Below are 18785 nucleotides of genomic sequence, written 5' to 3' on the forward strand. Positions count from 1 at the left end.
ACCAGCCAGACCCAGCGCGAGACCGCCTACCAGGACTGGCTGCACTCCTACAATCACCACCGCCCCCACACCGCCCTCGACGGCCAAACCCCCGCCAGCCGCGTCCACAACCTCACGGGGAAGTACAACTAGGCTGGGCCTGTGCGCCGTGAGGATGTCGAGCTGGGATCCAGGCTCATCCCCTACCGGGAGGGCCGCGAGCTCCAGCGCCGCGTCCACGAGCAGGTCGTGGCGGGCGCGGCGCCCAGCACGCTGCTGCTCCTGGAGCACGAGCCGGTCTACACGGTGGGGCGGCGCACCCGCTCCTGGGAGCGGCCCCCGGGCGACGTCGTCGAGCCGGGGGCGGTCCCGGTCATCGAGGTGGACCGCGGCGGCAAGACCACCTGGCACGGCCCCGGGCAGTTGACCGTCTACCCGATCGTGCGCCTGGCGGCACCGATGGATGTCATCGCCTACGTGCGCGCGCTGGAGGCCGCGGTCATGGAGCTGTGCGGGCTCTACGGGCTGCCGGCCATGCGGGTGGAGGGCCGCTCGGGAGTCTGGGTGCCCGGGCCCTCGGCCGACCCGGAGGAGAGCGGCGGGCCCGGGGCCGGCCGGGGCGGGTGCGACGGGGATCGGGCGGCCCGGGCGGAGCGCAAGGTGTGCGCCCTGGGGGTGAGAGTCTCGCGGGGCGTGACCCTGCACGGCATCGGCCTGAACGTCGATCCGGATCTGGAGGCCTTCTCCCTGGAGCGGATCATCCCCTGCGGCATTGAGGATGCCGGGGTGACCTCGTTGAGCCGGGAGCTGGGACGGCCCCTGGCCACAGCCGAGCCGGCCGACGCCCTGGTCCGGGCGCTGAGCGCCCATCTGTCGCCGCTGATGGCGGAGGCGCGGCCCTGAGCCCGACGCCATAGGCCTGAAGTCCTAATCCGGCCGGGTTGCGGTCTACACTGGTGCCCGCGCCCTGGGGCCCCATGAGGCAGCAGGTCAGGGCCGACCGATCCGAGGAGGATGCCCCGTGGCCACCACGCCCATCACAGCCACACCCGCGAGCGCGGCGCAGCAGGTCAGCGGCGCCGACCCGGGCCCCGGGCCCCGCAGCGCCATCCCCGCCGCGGGGGCCGTGGCCCAGGCCGCCGCCGGGGTCGCCGTCGAGCCCGTGGCGCCCACGGCACATGGCTGCGGCTCCGGATGCGGTTGCGGCCCCTCGCACGGGAGCGCCGGGAAGGCCTCCGGCGCCTCGGCGAAGGTCGCCCCCGAGGGCCGCCGGCTGCTGCGCGTCGAGGCCCGCAACGCCCAGACCCCCATCGAGTCCAAGCCCGACTGGCTGCGCACCAGGGCCGTGGTCTCCGAGACCTACCAGGAGGTCAGGGGCCTGGTGCGGGAGAAGAAGCTGCACACGGTGTGCGCCGAGGCCAACTGCCCCAACATCTACGAGTGCTGGAACGACCGGGAGGCCACCTTCCTCATCGGCGGGGAGCTGTGCACCCGCCGCTGCGACTTCTGCGATATCGCCACCGGCCGGCCCACCGAGTACGACGTCGATGAGCCAAGCCGCGTGGCGGCCTCCATCAAGGAGATGGAGCTGCGCTACGCCACTGTCACGGGCGTCTCGCGCGATGACCTGCCCGACGGCGGGGCCTGGCTCTACGCCGAGACCGCCCGCCAGATCCACCGGGTCTCCCCCGGCACCGGTGTGGAGCTGCTCATCCCCGATTTCAAGGTGGACCCGGCGGCGCTGGAGGAGGTCTTCTCCTCCCGTCCCGAGGTCCTGGGCCACAACCTGGAGACCGTGCCGCGCATCTTCAAGCGCATCCGCCCGGCCTTCTCCTACGAGGGCAGCCTCGAGGTCATCACCGCGGCCTCCGAGGCGGGCCTGGTGACCAAGTCCAATCTCATCCTGGGCATGGGCGAGACTCGCGCGGAGATCGAGGAGGCGATGGCCGCCCTGGTCGCCGCCAGGTGCGACATCCTGACCATCACCCAGTACATGCGCCCCTCCAAGCTCCACCACCCCATCGACCGATGGGTCAAGCCCCAGGAGTTCGTCGAGCTCAGCGAGATGGCCCAGGACATGGGCTTCGCCGCTGTCATGAGCGGCCCCATGGTCCGCTCCTCCTACCGGGCGGGCATGCTGTGGGGCCGGGCCATGACCAAGCGGGGCTGGCCCATCCCCGAGCACCTGGCCGAGCTGGCCAGGCCGAGCACTGCCCGCCAGGAGGCCTCCGCCCTCGTGGCCCAGCGCCTGGCAGCCTCCTGAGGCCGCAGGGCCCCCGCCCGCGCCCGCCCTCGAGTCGTCTATTGTGAGACCCGTGAGCACCACCCAGGACCCCAAGCCCGCCAAGAGGCGCCGCCTGGCGCAGTACGTCCAGAACGTCAAGGACTCCTACACGATCTCCCGGCGCACCTACCCGTGGGTGGGGTGGGCGATGCTGGGCGGCGCCCTGGCGGTCCTGGCGCTGGCCGTCGGGCTGTCCTACGCCACCGGGGTGGCGCTGTGGTACTGCCTCAGCCTGGGCCTGCTCGTGGCCCTGCTGGTGGTCATGACCATCCTGTCCCTCACGGTGCGGCCGGCCGCCTACAGCCAGCTCGAGGGGCACCCGGGCGCCGCCAAGGCGGTCCTGGACCAGGTGGGCCGCGGCTGGTACGTGGAGTCCGACCCGGTGGCCATCAATCCCAAGACCCAGGAGGTCGTCTGGCGCCTGGTGGGCCGCCCCGGCGTCGTCCTGGTGGCCGAGGGCGCGCTCCACCGGGCCCAGAAGCTCGCCAAGGAGGAGAACCGCGCCGTCCACCGCATCCTGTCCACCGTGCCGATCCACACCATCTACGTGGGCACGGGCACGACCCAGGTGCGGCTGAAGGACCTGCGCTCCGCGCTGCGCAAGCTGCCCACCAAGCCCCTGCGGCTGACCGACTCCGAGATCTCCCAGGTCGTCAAGCGCCTGAGCTCGCTGTCCAACCGGAGCATTCCCCAAGCCAACAAGGGCATCGATCCCACCAAGGCCCGCATCGACCGCCGCGCCATGCGCGGCCGCTGACGCCTGACGCCCATCATCGGCGGCGCCGTCTCCGGCCATCCAGGGCGGGGCCGGCGCAGGGCTCGCGCTGCGGTGGGGCGCACCCGGGCCGCGCATGCAGGCGAAACACCGGGGCAACATGCCCGCCACTCGCGCGTCACTGCCCGCTCCTAACCTTTTTCACGTCAGCCGCCGCCGTGCGGAGCCCCCTCCTGGAGGAAACATGTTCAAGGATGCAGCCGAGGCCCTGGATTTTATTGAGAAGGAGGGTGTCGCACTCATCGACGTCCGCTTCTGCGACCTGCCTGGCATCATGCAGCACTTCACCATCCCCGTGGCCGCATTCAAGGATGGGGCGCTGACCGAGGGGCTGATGTTCGACGGCTCGTCCATCCGGGGCTTCCAGGCGATCCACGAGTCCGACATGAAGCTCATCCCCGATGTCACCACCGCCTTCCTCGACCCCTTCCGCCGTGAGAAGACGCTGGTCATCAACTTCTCCATCGTGGACCCCTTCACCGATGAGGTCTACTCCAGGGACCCCCGCTCCATCGCGGCCAAGGCCGAGGACTACCTGCGCTCCACGGGCATCGCGGACACCTGCTACATCGGCGCCGAGGCCGAGTTCTATCTCTTCGACTCCGTGGAGTTCGAGTCCACCCCCGCCGTCTCGCGCTACGCCATCGACTCCGGCGAGGCCGCCTGGAACACCGGGCGCTCCGAGGAGGGCGGCAACAAGGGGTACAAGACCCGTTTCAAGGGCGGCTACTTCCCCGTGCCCCCCAGTGACCAGATGGCCGACCTGCGCGACGAGATGGTGCGCGTGTGCATGGAGGCCGGCCTGGACATCGAGCGCGCCCACCACGAGGTGGGCACCGCCGGCCAGCAGGAGATCAACTACCGCTTCAACACCCTGCTGGCCGCGGGCGATGACATGATGAAGTTCAAGTACCTCATCAAGAACGTGGCCTGGCACAACGACAAGACCGCCACCTTCATGCCCAAGCCGATCCTCGGCGACAACGGCTCGGGCATGCACTGCCACCACTCACTGTGGAAGGACGGCAAGCCCCTGTTCTTCGACGAGCGCGGCTACGGCCAGCTCTCGGACCTGGCGCGCTGGTACATCGGGGGGATCCTGGCGCACGCCCCCGCGCTGCTGGCCTTCACCAACCCCTCGGTCAACTCCTTCCACCGGCTGGTCCCCGGCTTCGAGGCCCCGGTCAACCTGGTCTACTCCGCCCGCAACCGCTCGGCCTGCATCCGCATCCCGGTCACCGGCTCCTCCCCCAAGGCCAAGCGCGTGGAGTACCGCGTCCCGGACCCCTCCTCCAACCCCTACCTGTGCTTCGCCGCCGTCCTCATGGCGGGCATCGACGGCATCCGGGGCCGGATCGAGCCGCGCGAGCCCATTGACAAGGACCTCTACGAGCTGGCCCCCGAGGAGTACCACGACATCGACAAGCTCCCCTACTCCCTGGACCAGGCCCTGGACGCCCTGGAGGCGGACCACGACTTCCTCACCGAGGGCGATGTCTTCACCCCCGACCTCATCGAGACCTGGATCGACTACAAGCGGGCCAACGAGATCGAGCCCCTGCGGCTGCGCCCCCACCCCTACGAGTTCGAGCTCTACTACGACCTGTGAGCCGGGCGGAGGCCTCGCGCGCCGGACCTGATGGCCCCTGATGGCCAGAGGCGCGCCGATGCGGGCCCCGGGCCTCTCCGATGAGGCTCCGGGGCCCGCACTGCGCTGGGACGGGCCCCGGAGCGCCCGCGAAGGGCCCGGAGAATCACGTGCGGCACTTCACAGAATTTGCATATCTATGCCCCACCATGCATATTTGCCGCCGTTGCTGTTCCCCACAGAGGAGTCCCGCATGAGGATCCACCGCATCACCGCACTGGGCGTGGCAGCAGTGGTCTGCCTGGCGCTCAGCGGATGCACCCACGCCGCCGACTGGCGCACCAGTGATCGGGACGCCTTCCAGGGCTACGACGTCTCCGGCATCGAGGTCCAGCCCGAGATCGCCGCCCTCCTGCCCGCGCAGGCCCTGGAGGACGGCGTGCTCGACGTGGGGGCCGCCACCAACTACGCCCCGGCGGAGTTCCTCAACACCGAGGGCCAGCCCATCGGCTACGACGTCGACCTGACCAGGGCCATCGCCGCCGTCCTGGGCGTGGACTCGCGCACCCACACCGCGGAGTTCGACTCGATCATCGCGGCCATCGGCTCGAACTACGACGCCGGCATCTCCTCCTTCACCATCACCTCCGAGCGGACCGCCGAGGTGGACATGACCTCCTACATCAACGTCGGCTCGCGCTTCAACGTGGCCGCGGGCAACCCCGAGGGCATCACGGCCTCCAGCCACCTGGACCTGTGCGGGCGCACCGTGGGCGTCCAGGTGGGCACCGCCCAGGAGGAGACCATGCAGGCCTCCGCCCAGGACTGCGCCCCGGCGGGCAGGCCAGCGATGGAGGTGCGCTCCTACGACGACCAGGACGCGGCCACCAGCGCGCTGGCCGGAGGCACCATCGACGCCACCTACTCCGACTCCACAGTGGCCGGCTACGCCGTCGAGCGCACCGAGGGCGCGGTGGAGACCATCGGGCAGGTCGAGGACGCCCTGCCGCAGGGCATCGTCACCTCCAAGCAGGACAAGGAGCTGACCGCAGCGATCCAGGCGGCCGTCCAGTACCTCATGGACCAGGGCATCTGGCAGGAGATCCTCCAGGCCTGGGGCGTGGAGGACGCCGCCCTGACCACCAGTGAGCTCAACCCGGCAGTGGAGGGCTGAGGCATGGGCGCAGCATCGGGCACCACCGGCGCGGGCACCCGCCCCGCGCCCGCCGCCGAGGACTCCAGGAGCACCATCGCGCTCAACAACCCCAAGCCCGTGCCCCGCCCGGGGACGTGGATCAGCGCCGCCATCGTCGCGGTGCTGGGAGCCATGCTCCTCAACGCCCTCATCACCAATGAGAAGTTCCACTGGGACACCGTCTGGTTCTTCTTCCGGGAGGTCCGGGTCATCGCGGCGGTGGGATGGACCCTGCTGCTGACCTTCATGGCCATGGGCATCGGCATCGTCCTGGCGGTGACGACGGCGATCATGCGCCAATCCTCCAATCCCGTCCTGCGGGTGGTCTCCCTGGCCTACCTCTGGTTCTTCCGCGGCACCCCGATCTACACCCAGCTGGTCTTCTGGGGCGCCCTGTCCGCGCTCTACCAGCACCTGAGCCTGGGGGTGCCCTTCGGCCCCGAGCTGCTGACCTTCAAGACCACCACGGTCTTCACGCCCTTCGTGGCCGCGGTCCTGGGACTGGGCATCAATGAGGGCGCCTACCTCTCCGAGATCGTCCGCTCGGGACTGAACTCCGTGGACCGGGGCCAGTCCGAGGCGGCCCGCGCCCTGGGCATGGGCAAGGGCCAGATCCTGCGGCGCATCATCCTCCCCCAGGCGATGCGCGTCATCGTGCCGCCCACGGGCAATGAGACGATCTCCATGCTCAAGACCACCTCCCTGGTGCTGGCGGTGCCCTTCACCCTGGACCTGACCTTCGTGACCAACGCCTACGCCTCGTGGACCTACCAGACCATCCCGCTGCTCCTGGTGGCGGCGATCTGGTACATCATCATCACCTCGATCCTCATGGTGTGCCAGCACTACATCGAGCGCTACTACGGCCGGGGATTCGAGTCTGGGCGCGACCCGCGCCGTGGTGCGAGGCGATCCCTGTCCGCCCGCCAGCAGGCGATCCTGGATGCCCACACCACCAAGGACGACCCCTTCCTGGAGTACACGCCATGAGCCCGACCACCAGCCCCGCAGACCGGCCCTCCTCCGCGCGGCCGGAGCCGGCCCAGCCCCAGGCCGCGCCCCCGCGGGTGCCCAAGGTCGAGATCACCGGACTGCATAAGTTCTTCGGTGAGCTGCACGTCCTGCGGGGCGTGGACATGACCGTGGAGCCCGGCTCGGTGACGGTGCTCGTGGGCCCCTCGGGCTCGGGCAAGTCCACCCTGCTGCGGTGCATCAATGAGCTGGAGACCATCGACGCCGGGCGCGTGCGGGTCGACGGCGAGCTCATCGGCATGCGCGAGGTGGTCAAGAACGGCCGCACCCGCCTGCACGCCCTGTCCGACAAGGCCAGTGCCGCCCAGCGGGCCAAGATCGGCATGGTCTTCCAGCGCTTCAACCTCTTCCCCCACATGACGGCCCTGGGCAATGTCATGGAGGCGCCCGTCCAGGTCAGGAGGATGGCCAAGGCCGAGGCTCGCGAGCGGGCCCTCCAGCTGCTGGACCGCGTGGGCCTGGCGGACCGGGTGGACCACTACCCCTCCCAGCTCTCGGGCGGCCAGCAGCAGCGCGTGGCCATCGCCCGGGCCCTGGCCATGGATCCCGAGCTCATGCTCTTCGATGAGCCGACCTCGGCCCTCGACCCCGAGCTGGTGGGCGAGGTGCTCCAGGTGATGAAGGACCTGGCGGCCTCCGGCATGACGATGGTGGTGGTCACCCACGAGATGGGCTTCGCCCGGGAGGTCGGCGACCAGCTCATCTTCATGGACGGCGGCGTCATCTGCGAGTCCGGCCTGCCCTCCCAGGTCCTGGACAGCCCCCGGGCCGAGCGCACGAGGGCCTTCCTGTCCTCCGTCCTGTAGATCCAGGGGCGGCCTTCCGCACTTCTGCCCCTCAAGACGCGGATTCACCCTGATAGAGGAGGCCAATCCGCGTCTTGAAGGGCCAATCCGCGTCCTGAAGGGCCAATCCGCGTCTTGAAGGGCCAATCCGCGGGTGGAGCCCCGATCAGGCCGTCACGGCGCCCGCCAGGCGCCCTCGTTCCAGTCCACGAGGCGCCAGCCGTCCTGGGCGCCCTCGATGAGCGTGATGCCGGTGTTCCCCATGGGGTGGTCGGCGATCCAGGCGGGGTCGGCCCCGGCGGCCTCGGCGGCGGCCAGGGCGGTCCACAGGCGCAGCACCGTCCCGTGGGCCACCAGGAGGGCCGAGCCGCCCTCGGGGGTGGCCTGGGCGATGCGCGACACGACCTCGTCGAAGCGCGCGAAGGTGCTCTCGCCGTCCTCCAGCGAGCCGGGGATGCGGGCGGCCAGGCGCCCGACCATCCAGGAGCGGGTGGTGTCCACATAGCAGCGCATGGACCCCGCCGCCGTGCTCATCTCCAGGTCACCGGCGAGCACCTCGCGCAGGCCCGACTCGATGCGCGCGCTCAGGCCGGTGGCGGCCTCGATGGGGGCGATGGTCTGGCGGGCCCGAAGGATCGGGGATACCCACAGGGAGGAGATGCCCTCCAGATGCCCGGCACGGGCCAGGCGCCCGGGCAGCTCCTCGGCCTGAGCCAGCCCCACCTCATCGAGGGGGTTCCCGGGGAAGGCCGTGTCCAGGGCCCTCATGACATTGGCGATGGTGCGGCCGTGACGGACCAGGATGAGCTTCACGCCCCCGATTCTGCCAGGTCAGCGCCCCGCGCCCGTCCCTGATCCCTCAGCTCCAGGGGTAAGGGCCCTCACGGTGGGGGCGGCGTCGCGCCGCGGGCCCGCGCCTCGAAGCCGTCGGGGACGCCGGGGCCCCGCCCGACGGGCTGCGCCCCGGCGCCTGCGGCCGCGAGGTCGAGCCCGGAGCCGTGGAGGACGCCGGCCCCGCCGCGCGCCCATCCTCCCGGCCCGAGGACGCCGGCCCCGCCGCGCGCCCGGCCTCCCGCCCTGCCGGTGCAGGCCCCCATCGGCCGCGCCGCTGGCCCTCCCGCGGCCTGTCGCCCTGGGGCCCCTGGTGCTGCTTCCCGGCCCGATCCAGGCCGGCACGGGGGATCGCGGCGCCCGGGACCCCGGCCCGGTTCGGACCGTCGGCGCCGCCAGGGCGGCCAGTGGGCTCGTGCCCCCCGAAGATGATGGTCTCGGCCACCGCCCGCGCATGGCGGGCGCTGCGCCGGTAGAGGTCCTCGATCTGCCGCTCGGCCCCCGACTCCAGGCCGATGAGCCGCCCCACCAGGCGGATGTCCCTGATGGCGTCCGGGAGGGCCTGGGAGCGGGGCCCTGAGGCGCGCCCCGTGCCCAGGACGATGGCCGAGCGCAGCCTGGAGGCCAGGATCCACGCGGCGGCCAGGCGGCCGGCCTCATCGGCGCCCAGGAGCCCGCCGGCCGCGGCCGCCTGGAGGGCCTCCAGGGTCGAGGTGGTGCGCAGCCCCTCGACCCTCCCGGCGCTGCCCAGCTGGAGGATCTGGGCGCTCCACTCCACGTCGCTCAGCCCGCCCGGGCCGAGCTTGAGGTGACGGGCGGGGGCCACGCCGCGGGGCAGGCGCTCGGCCTCCACCCTGGCCTTGATCCTGCGGATCTCCCGCAGCTCCTCGGCGCTCAGGCCCCCAGGGGCCCAGCGCAGGGGGCCGATGAGCTTCTCGAAGGCCCGCCCCAGCGCCGCGTCCCCGGCGCAGGCCCGGGCCCGCAGCAGCGCCTGGCGCTCCCAGACCTGCGCCCAGCGCCCGTAGTAGTCCGCGTAGGCGCTCAAGGACCGGCTCATCGCCCCCTGGCGGCCCTCCGGGCGCAGGTCGGCGTCCACCTCCAGTGCGTGGGGGCGGGCGGCGGCGAGCAGGCGCACCATGGTCCTGGCCACGGCGTCGGCCTCCCTGGCGGCAGCATCCTCATCGGCCCCGGCCCGGGCCCGGTGGACGAAGAGCACATCGGCGTCGGAGGCGTAGCCCACCTCCCTCCCGCCCAGGCGCCCCATGGCGATGACGGCGTGGTCGGCCAGTGCCCCCGGCCAGCGCCCGTGGGGGCCGGGCCCCTGGGCCAGGGCGGCGGCGCCCTCGCGCTGGGCGATGACCAGGGCCGTGGCCACGCTCATAGCCCCGGACAGGACGGCGTCGGTGGCGTTGCTCAGGACGGTGGCGGTGCGCTGGGGGTCGATGCCGTCGAGGCAGTCGGCCAGGGCGGCCCGCACCTCCTCGCGGGCGCGCACGCGCACCACGGCCTGGACCGCCTCCAGCGCCTGGGCCTCCAGTGAGGCCTCATCGGGCCCGCTCAGGGGCCGGCGGCGCAGCACCGCGGCGATCTCCTCGGCCAGGGCGGCGGGCGGGCGGGCGGCCAGCTCGGCGTCGCCGTCGAGCCAGGCGATGGACTCGGGGAACTCCACGAGCCTCTCGGCGGCCCAGTGGGACCCGGACAGCACCTGGCACAGGCGCTGGGCGGCCACCGGGGAGTCGCGCAGCATCGCCAGGTACCAGTGGGATCCGCCGATGGCCTCGGAGACCTTCCTGAAGGACAGCAGCCCGGCGTCGGGGTCGGCGCCCTGCCCGATCCACCCGATGATCACCGGCAGGAGCTGGCGCTGGATGGCGGCCCGCCGGCTCACCCCCTCGGTGAGGGCCTGGATGTGGCGCAGTGCGCCCTCGGCGTCGATATAGCCCACCGCCTCCAGGCGCTCCCGGGCGGCCTGGGGGCTCAGGGCCATCTCATCGGCGCTCAGGCGCGCCGCTGCCCCCAGCAGGGGCCGGTAGTAGATGTCCTCGTGCAGGGCCCGCACCCGGCGGCGCAGCTCGCGGAAGGTCGTCCGCAGGGAGGGGCCGTCGGCCAGGCTGCGGTGCACGCTGCGCCCCAGGCGCCGCAGATCCTCCTCCTTGGCGGGCATGCTGTGGGTGCGGCGCAGGCGATGGAGCTGGGCGCGGTGCTCCAGCAGGCGCAGGCCCTTGTAGCAGTCGGCCATGGCCGCCGCGTCCTGGCGGCTGACATACCCGCCGGCCGACAGCGCCTCCAGGCCCGCCAGGGTCTGGCGCACCCGCAGGGAGGCATCGGCCCGCCCGTGGACCAGCTGGAGGAGCTGGACGGTGAACTCCACGTCGCGCAGGCCCCCAGGGCCCAGCTTGATGCGCAGGTCGGGGCCGGAGCGGGGACCGGACTCCCGCTCCACGCGCCGGCGCATCGCCCGGGCGTCCTCCACGAAGTTCTCCCGGCTGGAGGCCTGCCACACCAGGGGGGCGATGGCCTGCTCGTAGGCGGCCCCCAGCGCCGCGTCCCCCGCGCAGGCGCGGGCCTTGAGCAGGGCCTGGAACTCCCAGGAGGCGGCCCAGCGCTGGTAGTAGGCCAGGTGGGAGTCCAGGGTGCGCACCAGGGCGCCGTCCTTGCCCTCGGGCCGCAGGGCGGTGTCCAGGGGCCACAGGGCGGGCTCGGGGCCGGTGGCCGAGGTGGCGCGGGCCAGCTCGGTGGCGATCTGGGTGCCGGTCTCCACCAGCCGGGCCTCGGTGATCCCGCACCCCTGGGCGGGCCCGACGACGTAGACCACATCGACATCGGAGATGTAGTTGAGCTCCTGGGCCCCCGTCTTGCCCATGGCGATGATGGCGAGGGCCACGTCCTGGGCGGGAGGCCCGACAGCGGCGCGGGCGATGAGCAGGGCGCCGTCCAGGGCGGCGTCGACCAGGCGGCTCATGCGCTCGCCGACCACCGGCACATGGTCCAGGGGGGCCTCGCCCACCAGGTCGTCGGCGGCGATGGCCAGGAGCCTGTCCTTGTAGGCGCAGCGCAGGGCGGCGGTGGCCCGGGCCACCGGGTCATCGCCGTCCGGGGCCGGGCCCCTCGCACCGGCCCGCTCCCGGCAGACCGCCTCCTCGCGCGGGCCCGGCCCGCCGGCCTCCAGGGCCTGCACGACGGCGCCGCGCAGGTAGTCCTCGACGGCGGGGGCGCCCGGTGCCTCCCAGGCGCGGGCCGGGCCCAGGGCGCTGATCCGCTCGGGGTGGGCCACCAGGAAGTCCCCCAGGGCCTGGGAGTAGCCCACCACGCGCAGCAGCCGACGCCGGTGCTCGATGAGCGCCGGCGGGTCCTGCTCCCCGGCGGTGAGGATCCGGCGCAGCAGCGGCACGGGCTGCTGCGGGGCGGCCCCGGCGGCCCGGGGCCCGGGGGCGCAGGCCTGGGCCAGGCGCACCAGGGTCAGCAGGGCCAGGTCGGGGTCGGCGCACTGGGCCAGCTCGGGGACCAGGGCGAGGCCGGTCCCCTCCGGCTCGGCGGCGTCGGACAGGCAGGCGGCCAGGGCGGGGTCCTCCAGGAGCACGGCCGCCCGAGCGGCGTCGGCGAATCCCGCCCTGATGAGGCGCCGCCGCGGTGAGGTGCGGCGCGATGCCAGGGGGCCCTCCTGCGCGCGCCCCGCCGTCCCGCTCACTGCCCGCCCCGGTCCGGCCCGCTCAGGCGCGGGGGAAGAACTGCTCGATCTCGAAGGGGGTGACCTGGGCGTCGTAGGCCCGGTACTCCCGGCGCTTGTTGCGCAGGAAGTACTCGAAGCTGTCCTCCCCGAAGGTGTCGGCCACCAGGTCGGAGTCCTGCGTGGCGGCGACCGCGCTCTTGAGCGAGGTCGGCAGGGCCCGGATCCCCAGGGCCTTGCGCTCGAGGTCGGACAGCGCCCACACGTCGTCCTCGGCCTCGGGGGGCAGCTCGTAGCCCTCCTCGATGCCCTTGAGGCCGGCGGCGATGATGACGGCGTAGGCCAGGTAGGGGTTGGCCGAGGAGTCGATGCCGCGGTACTCCACCCGCACCGACTGGGCCTTGCCGGGCTTGTGCATGGGCACGCGCACCAGGGCGGAGCGGTTGTTGTGCCCCCAGCACACATAGCTGGGAGCCTCGTCGCCGCGCTTGCCGCTCCACAGGCGCTTGTAGGAGTTGACGTGCTGGTTGGTCACCGCGGTGATCTCCGAGGCGTGGTGGAGCAGGCCGGCGATGAAGGCCCGCCCCGTGGCCGAGAGCTGGTACTGGCCCGCGGGGTCGAAGAAGGCGTTGCGGTCGCCCTCGAACAGGGAGAAGTGGGTGTGCATGCCCGAGCCGAACTCGTCGGCGAAGGGCTTGGGCATGAAGGTGGCCACGCAGCCCTCCTGGAGGGCGACCTCCTCGACCACGGCCCGGAAGGTCATGATGTTGTCCGCCATGGACAGGGCGTCGGCGAAGCGCAGGTCGATCTCGTTCTGGCCCGGCCCGCCCTCGTGGTGGGAGAACTCCACCGAGATCCCCATCTGCTCGAGCATGAGGATGGCCCGGCGCCGGAAGTCGTGGGCGGTCCCGCCCGGGACGTGGTCGAAGTAGCCGGCGTAGTCGGTGGGGCGGATACGGCCCTGCTCGTCGCGCTTGACCAGGTAGAACTCGATCTCGGGGTGGATGTAGCAGGTGAAGCCGGCCTCGGCCACCCGGGCGATCTGGCGCTCGAGCACCGAGCGGGGATCGGTGCGGGCGGGCTCGCCGTCGGGGGTGAGCACATCGCAGAACATGCGGGCCACGCCATTGGCGCCCTCCCTCCAGGGAAGCATCTGGAAGGTGGAGGGGTCGGGGGCCAGGAGCATGTCGGACTCGAAGACCCGGGTCAGGCCCTCGATGGCCGAGCCGTCGAAGCCGATGCCCTCCTCGAAGGCCCCCTCGACCTCGGCCGGCGCGATGGCCACCGATTTCAGCTGCCCGGACACATCGGTGAACCACAGGCGCACGAAGCTGATGTCGCGCTCCTCGATCGCGCGGAGCACGTACTCCTGCTGCTTGTCCACAGTGCCTCCTGAGCGGGTTGAGAGCACGGCTGCGGTCGGGCCGACGGTGGTGGCCCCCGTGCACCCACCACCCTAGCCGCACTTCCTCGGGAGGTTGTCAGCAGGGAGGGTGGTGGGGGGGTGGCGTGCGGCGGGTGGTGGTGGGCCGCGGTTCGAATGGGCGTCACTTCGCGACAGAGGCGTCACTTCGCGGAAAGAGCGACACCTACAAGTACCGTCCAAGTCGCGAAGTATCGCGCCTGTCGCGAAGCGACGTCCAACCTGAAGCCCGAACCACACAGGTATGAAACGACCAGTGCGGGACGCGGTGGAAGGACCTCCACAGCTGCCACCGCGCCCACTGCGAGCCTCGCCTGGCCGGCGCTCGAGTAGCCTCGGGGCATGGCTACTCCCGCACCCTCCGACGCGCAGCACCCCGACTCCTCCCCCGCGGCCGCCGCCGCGGGGCCCGCCGCACCGCCGTCGGGGGCCGGCGGGGGCCGGCCCGTGCGCGTCCACCACCTGAGGGACGCCAAGGCCGCCGGCACCAGGCTGGTCATGCTCACCGCCTACGACGCCGTCACCGCCCGGATCCTGGATGCCGCCGGCGTCGACATGCTCCTGGTGGGCGACTCCATCGGCAATGTCATGCACGGGCACGACTCGACCCTGCCGGTGGAGCTCGACGAGATGGTGGTGGCCACCCGCTCGGTGGCCCGCGCCACGAAGCGCGCCCTGGTGGTGGCCGACCTGCCCTTCGGCTCCTACGAGGCCGGCCCCCAGCAGGCCCTGGCCAGTGCGGTGCGCCTGATGAAGGCCGGCGCCAGCGCCGTCAAGCTCGAGGGCGGGCGGGCGCGCTGCGAGACGATCCGCCTGCTGTCCCAGGCCGGCATCCCGGTCATGGGGCACCTGGGCTTCACCCCCCAGTCGATCCACGCCCTGGGCGGCTTCCGCGTCCAGGGCCGGGGGCCTGCAGGTGAGGAGCTGCTGGCCGACGCCCTGGCCATCGAGGAGGCCGGCGCCATGAGCATGGTCCTGGAGATGGTCCCCGAGCCGCTGGCCGCCCGCGTCACCCGGGCCCTGGGCGTGCCCACCATCGGCATCGGGGCGGGCGCGCGCACGGACGGCCAGGTGCTGGTGTGGACGGACATGGCGGGCATGACCGACTGGTCGCCGCGCTTCGCCGCGCGCTTCGCCGAGCTGGGCCAGGAGCTGGGACGGGCCGCCTCGCAGTACGCAGCCGAGGTCCGCTCCGGCGCCTTCCCCCGCCAGGAGCACTGGTTCGACTCCTGATCGCGGGCGACGGCGGAGGGCGAGCCTGCCCGCGCACCCCGCCCCTCCTGTCCTCCTATGCTGAGTCCATGAACTCCGCCGCCCCCGCGACCCCGGACCAGCTCGCCGACCGCGCCCCGCGAGGCACCCTCGTGCCGGGCCGGCTCAGCCCCCAGCGCCAGGTTCCCAGCGCCATCGCCCGCCCCGAGTACCTGTTCCACGACGGGCCCGAGCGGGTCACCGCCCCGGAGATTAAGAGCGCGGAGACCATCGAGCGCATCCGAGTGGCCGGGCGCCTGGCGGCCCGCGCCCTGCAGGAGGCCGCCAAGGCCATCGCCCCGGGGGTGAGCACCGATGAGCTGGACCGGATCGCCCACGAGTACCTGTGCGACCACGGCGCCTACCCCTCCTGCCTGGGCTACATGGGCTTCCCCAAATCCATCTGCACCTCGATCAACGAGGTCATCTGCCATGGGATTCCCGACAGCACGGTGCTCCAGGAGGGCGACCTCATCAATCTCGACGTCACCGCCTACATCGGCGACGTGCACGGGGACACCAACGCCACCTTCCCCGTCGGCCAGGTCGATGAGCAGAGCGCACTGCTCATCGAGCGCACCCGCACCGCCATGGAGCGCGGGATCAAGGCGGTCAGACCCGGCAGGGAGGTCAATGTCATCGGCCGAGTCATCGAGGCCTACGCCAGGCGCTTCGACTACGGGGTGGTGCGGGACTTCACCGGGCACGGCGTGGGTGAGGCATTTCACTCCGGCCTCATCATCCCGCACTACGACGCCGCGCCGGCGCACAACGACGTCATCGAGGTGGGCATGGTCTTCACCATCGAGCCGATGCTGACCCTGGGCGCCATCGACTGGGAGCAGTGGGAGGACGGCTGGACGGTGGTGACCAAGGATCGCTCCCGCACCGCCCAGTTCGAGCACACCATGGTGGTCACGGAGGACGGCGCCGAGGTCCTGACCCTGCCCTGAGCAGGTGGGAGGCGGGGGTGCGGGGGTCGCACCCGCGCCCATGGGCCGGCGGCACCGGCCCGCGCTCCGGCCCTCGCGGCCCGGCGCACGGGTTCGCGCTGGGGCAGCAGGTGGGCAGCGCTCCCCACCGTCTTCGCGACAGGCTTCTGACCTACCCTGCATGATGACCGTGTACATTCGGTCCGTGAGAAGGCCGCTGTTCCCGGTGGCCCCGCCCGATCTTTTCCTTCCCGGAGGTTCACATGGCACTGCGCTTCAACCCACCGCCGAACTGGCCGGCACCGCCCGAGGGTTTCCAGCCGCCCGCCGGCTGGCAGCCCGACCCGGCCTGGGGGCCGGCGCCCGAAGGATGGCAGCTCTGGGTGGATGACTCCGCCTCCTCCGGCGGCTCGGCCTCCTCCGCGCCTGCGGCTGCCTCCGGCGCCGACCCGGCGTGGGCTCCGACCCAGGCGGTTTCCACCGGGGCCACCGCCCCGGTCGCCGACCCCACTGGTCAGTCCGCCTCCGTGCCCCCGGGCGACTTCCCCTCCCCCGCGCCTGCGGGAGGGGCCAGCCCCTACGCCCCCAGTGGCGATTACGCCCAGTCCCCCACGCCCTTCCAGAACCAGGCCGCGCCCCAGGGAGTCCCCAGCGCGCCGGGGGCCCCCGGCGGCTGGCAGCCCATGGATGTCGGCGGCCAGCCCGGCTACGCCGCGGCCGCTGCCAAGCCGATCACCAAGCAGTGGTGGTTCTGGGCCATCATCGCCGGCACCCTCGTCGTCGTCCTGGTCCTGGGAATGGTCATCGTCAACAGCCTGGGCTCGAGCGGGGACAACAACAGCCGTGGAGGCTCCAGCTCCTCCCAGGGCTCCGGCAGCGGCACCTCGGACAAGTCCGACAAGAGCGATTCCGACAGCTCTGACAGCTCAGATGACTCTGACTCCTCCGCCAACAAGGACCAGCCGGGCACGGACCCCAACAACCCGGCCGACCCCGACAGCAGCATCCTCACCTTCACCGCGGGCAAGTACTCGTCCAACAAGGGCGCCACCGCGGATGTGGAGATCACCGAGGTCAAGTGGGACGCCACCGCGGAGGTCGAGCAGGGTCAGAACAAGTACAGCTACGAGGCACCGCCGGAGGGCTCGGTCTATGTGCGCGCCAAGGTCAAGCTGACCTACCACGGCTCGGGCCAGTTCAACGAGTTCGACTTCAAGATGGACTACACCAAGGACGGCAACACCGTCGAGGCCACGCGGATCTACGACATGGCTGATGAGTTCGCCCAGCAGGCCATGCCCCGCGACGGTGGCTCGGCCGAGGGCTATATCACCTTCGCCATCCCCAAGGAGAACGCCAACACCGGGGCGTGGGCCATCAGCGTCTTCGGTGGCGACGAGCTGTACATGGCCGCCAAGTGACCCCTGAGCCCCGCCTCGGCACTCGCGACGCGCTCCGGCATCCTTGAAGCGCGGTCGCTGCTCGCCGAAGGCCCCAGAGGGACTGAGACGGTGCCCCTGCCCGGATCGGGCAGGGGCACCGTCCTGCCGTCGGGGGCGCGCCGTCCCGTGGCCAAGGGCTCCCGGCAGGCACGAGGGGCCCGCACCATGGGCCATGGGGACGCGGATTAGCCCTCCTAGAAGGGGTGGGACTGCGTCTTGAGCGGGAGGAGCGCGGGTGCCCCCGCCAACGATGCGCCTGATGAGGCGGGCAATGAGAGCAGGTGGGCGGACGAGCCGACCTGTACGCCGGGTTCTGTTGCCGCCCGCCGTTGCCGGCCCTGGGCGGTGGCGACCATTCATCTTGGACCACCGTTGCCGATGGCCTCGCGCGACCAACCCGCCGGCTCGGGCGAGCAGCCCTCAATCGCCGGCTGTGCGGTCTTGCTCCGGACGGGGTTTACCCAGCCGCGACGGTCACCCGCCGCGCTGGTGGGCTCTTACCCCACCCTTTCACCCTTACCGGCCCCATCGGGCCGGCGGTCTGCTCTCTGTGGCACTGTCCCGCGGGTCACCCCGGGTGGCCGTTAGCCACCGTCCTGCTCTGTGGAGCCCGGACGTTCCTCAGCCCCGGGAGCGCCCGAAGGCGCCACGGGTACCGCGGCCGCCCGGTCGGCTCGTCCGCGGGCACAGCATACCCCGAGGACCGCAGGGGCTGATCTAGCATGTGCCCGTGCTCATCCTGCTCCCGCCCTCCGAGGGCAAGACCCCGCCCTCCTCGGGCCCGCCCCTGGACCTGGCCGGCCTCCTGGGCAGCGCCGAGCTGGGCGCCGCCAGGCTCACGGTCATGGAGGCCCTCTCCCGGGCCAGCGCCTCCCCCGATGCTGCGGCGCTTCTGGGCCTGGGTCCCAGGAGCGCCGCTGATGCGGCCCTCAACCTGCACCTGGCCACGGCCCCCTGCGCCCCGGCCCATGAGCTGTTCACCGGGGTGCTCTACGAGGCCGCCGCACTGTCCCGCCATGCCGGCGGCCAGCCGGGGCGCAGGATCCTGAGCAGCAGCGTCGTCATCCTCTCCGGGCTGTGGGGCGCGGTGCGCGCCACCGACGCCCTGCCCGATCACCGCCTGTCCATGGGCCTCGCCCTGCCCGGCCTGGGCCGGATGTCGGCCTTCTGGAAGAGGCCGCTGGCGCCGGTGCTCGACGGTCTGGCCGACGGCGTCGTCGTGGACTGCCGCTCCTCGGCCTATGCCGCTGCCTGGCAGCCCTCCGCCCAGGCGCCGCCGGCCGGCGGCCTGCTCAGGGTCGCGGTGGTCAAGGAGGCGCCCCATGGCGCGCGCACGGCGGTCTCCCACCACGCCAAGCACACGCGCGGTCTGCTGGTCGGGGCGATCATCGACGCCCTAGCAGGCGCAACCCTCGCCCAGGAGGCCGACGCCGAGTCGATCGCCGGCATCGCCCAGGGCCTGGAGGCCGTCCACGCCGTGGAGCTGGGCGAGCCCGACAGGCGCGGCAGGCGCGATCTGAGACTCGTCCTGCGCTGACGGGCTCATCATGCATGGTGGTCGGGTGCGGGCAGGCGCCGGCCGTCCCTGGCCCGCGCCCGGG

Annotated in this window: 15 protein-coding genes and 1 other RNA gene; 12 read left to right on the top strand and 4 right to left on the bottom strand. The window is 72.3% G+C overall.

The features are described from left to right. From J5X07_RS03760 to J5X07_RS03795, 8 genes are all read left to right on the top strand, one after another. A partial coding sequence (locus tag J5X07_RS03760; protein WP_208478801.1) for an integrase core domain-containing protein occupies positions 1-132 on the top strand: 132 nt, incomplete at its 5' end. Between the two features lie 9 nt (positions 133-141). Next, complete coding sequence (gene lipB, locus J5X07_RS03765) at positions 142-882, top strand: lipoyl(octanoyl) transferase LipB (protein WP_124934572.1); 741 nt, start codon at positions 142-144, stop codon at positions 880-882. A gap of 370 nt (positions 883-1252) precedes the next feature. After that, the gene (locus J5X07_RS03770; protein ID WP_243896444.1) at positions 1253-2242 is read left to right on the top strand and encodes a lipoyl synthase; all 990 of its coding nucleotides are present in this window, start codon (positions 1253-1255) and stop codon (positions 2240-2242) included. A 52-nt stretch (positions 2243-2294) separates the two neighbouring features. Beyond that, positions 2295-3020 carry a DUF4191 family protein gene (locus tag J5X07_RS03775; RefSeq protein WP_124934571.1) on the top strand — a complete coding sequence of 242 codons (726 nt, stop codon included), beginning with the start codon at positions 2295-2297 and terminating at the stop codon, positions 3018-3020. Between the two features lie 202 nt (positions 3021-3222). Then, entirely contained in the window at positions 3223-4647 is a 1425-nt protein-coding gene (gene glnA, locus J5X07_RS03780) for a type I glutamate--ammonia ligase (protein ID WP_124934570.1), read from the top strand. Between the two features lie 232 nt (positions 4648-4879). After that, on the top strand, positions 4880-5800 hold the full coding sequence (locus J5X07_RS03785; protein ID WP_124934569.1) for an ABC transporter substrate-binding protein: 921 nt from the start codon (positions 4880-4882) through the stop codon (positions 5798-5800). A gap of 3 nt (positions 5801-5803) precedes the next feature. Next, positions 5804-6811 carry an amino acid ABC transporter permease gene (locus J5X07_RS03790; RefSeq protein ID WP_208478730.1) on the top strand — a complete coding sequence of 336 codons (1008 nt, stop codon included), beginning with the start codon at positions 5804-5806 and terminating at the stop codon, positions 6809-6811. Further along, positions 6808-7659 carry an amino acid ABC transporter ATP-binding protein gene (locus J5X07_RS03795; RefSeq protein WP_208478731.1) on the top strand — a complete coding sequence of 284 codons (852 nt, stop codon included), beginning with the start codon at positions 6808-6810 and terminating at the stop codon, positions 7657-7659. Before J5X07_RS03790 ends, J5X07_RS03795 begins: the two co-directional genes overlap by 4 nt. A 153-nt stretch (positions 7660-7812) precedes the next feature. Here J5X07_RS03795 and J5X07_RS03800 read toward each other — a convergent pair whose 3' ends face one another. Genes J5X07_RS03800 through J5X07_RS03810 form a run of 3 tightly spaced genes read right to left on the bottom strand, consistent with a single transcriptional unit; the run spans position 7813 to position 13520 of the window. Then, complete coding sequence (locus tag J5X07_RS03800; protein WP_208478732.1) at positions 7813-8451, bottom strand: histidine phosphatase family protein; 639 nt, start codon at positions 8449-8451, stop codon at positions 7813-7815. A gap of 46 nt (positions 8452-8497) precedes the next feature. Beyond that, the gene (locus J5X07_RS03805) at positions 8498-12157 is read right to left on the bottom strand and encodes a bifunctional [glutamine synthetase] adenylyltransferase/[glutamine synthetase]-adenylyl-L-tyrosine phosphorylase (protein WP_208478733.1); all 3660 of its coding nucleotides are present in this window, start codon (positions 12155-12157) and stop codon (positions 8498-8500) included. A 22-nt stretch (positions 12158-12179) separates the two neighbouring features. Then, positions 12180-13520, bottom strand: a complete 1341-nt coding sequence (locus J5X07_RS03810) for a glutamine synthetase family protein (protein ID WP_124934564.1) — start codon at positions 13518-13520, stop codon at positions 12180-12182. A 381-nt stretch (positions 13521-13901) separates the two neighbouring features. Here J5X07_RS03810 and panB point away from each other — a divergent pair, with 381 nt between their 5' ends. The 3 genes from panB to J5X07_RS03825 all read left to right on the top strand — a co-directional run bounded on the left by panB (position 13902) and on the right by J5X07_RS03825 (position 17163). Then, positions 13902-14792: a 3-methyl-2-oxobutanoate hydroxymethyltransferase gene (gene panB / locus J5X07_RS03815; protein WP_208478734.1), complete on the top strand. Its 891-nt coding sequence runs from the start codon at positions 13902-13904 to the stop codon at positions 14790-14792. 68 nt (positions 14793-14860) lie between these two features. After that, complete coding sequence (gene map, locus J5X07_RS03820) at positions 14861-15763, top strand: type I methionyl aminopeptidase (protein ID WP_208478735.1); 903 nt, start codon at positions 14861-14863, stop codon at positions 15761-15763. A gap of 362 nt (positions 15764-16125) precedes the next feature. Then, positions 16126-17163, top strand: a complete 1038-nt coding sequence (locus J5X07_RS03825; RefSeq protein ID WP_341769397.1) for a hypothetical protein — start codon at positions 16126-16128, stop codon at positions 17161-17163. A 307-nt stretch (positions 17164-17470) separates the two neighbouring features. Here the strand turns inward: J5X07_RS03825 and rnpB are convergent. Further along, an RNA gene (gene rnpB / locus J5X07_RS03830) (RNase P RNA component class A) lies at positions 17471-17861 on the bottom strand. A 53-nt stretch (positions 17862-17914) separates the two neighbouring features. Here rnpB and J5X07_RS03835 point away from each other — a divergent pair. Next, a complete protein-coding gene (locus J5X07_RS03835; protein WP_185732101.1) occupies positions 17915-18721 on the top strand; it encodes a YaaA family protein in 807 nt (268 codons plus the stop codon). The last annotated feature ends 64 nt before the right edge of the window (positions 18722-18785 follow it).

Source organism: Actinomyces bowdenii (assembly GCF_017592395.1).
Taxonomy (GTDB): Bacteria; Actinomycetota; Actinomycetes; order Actinomycetales; family Actinomycetaceae; genus Actinomyces; species Actinomyces bowdenii.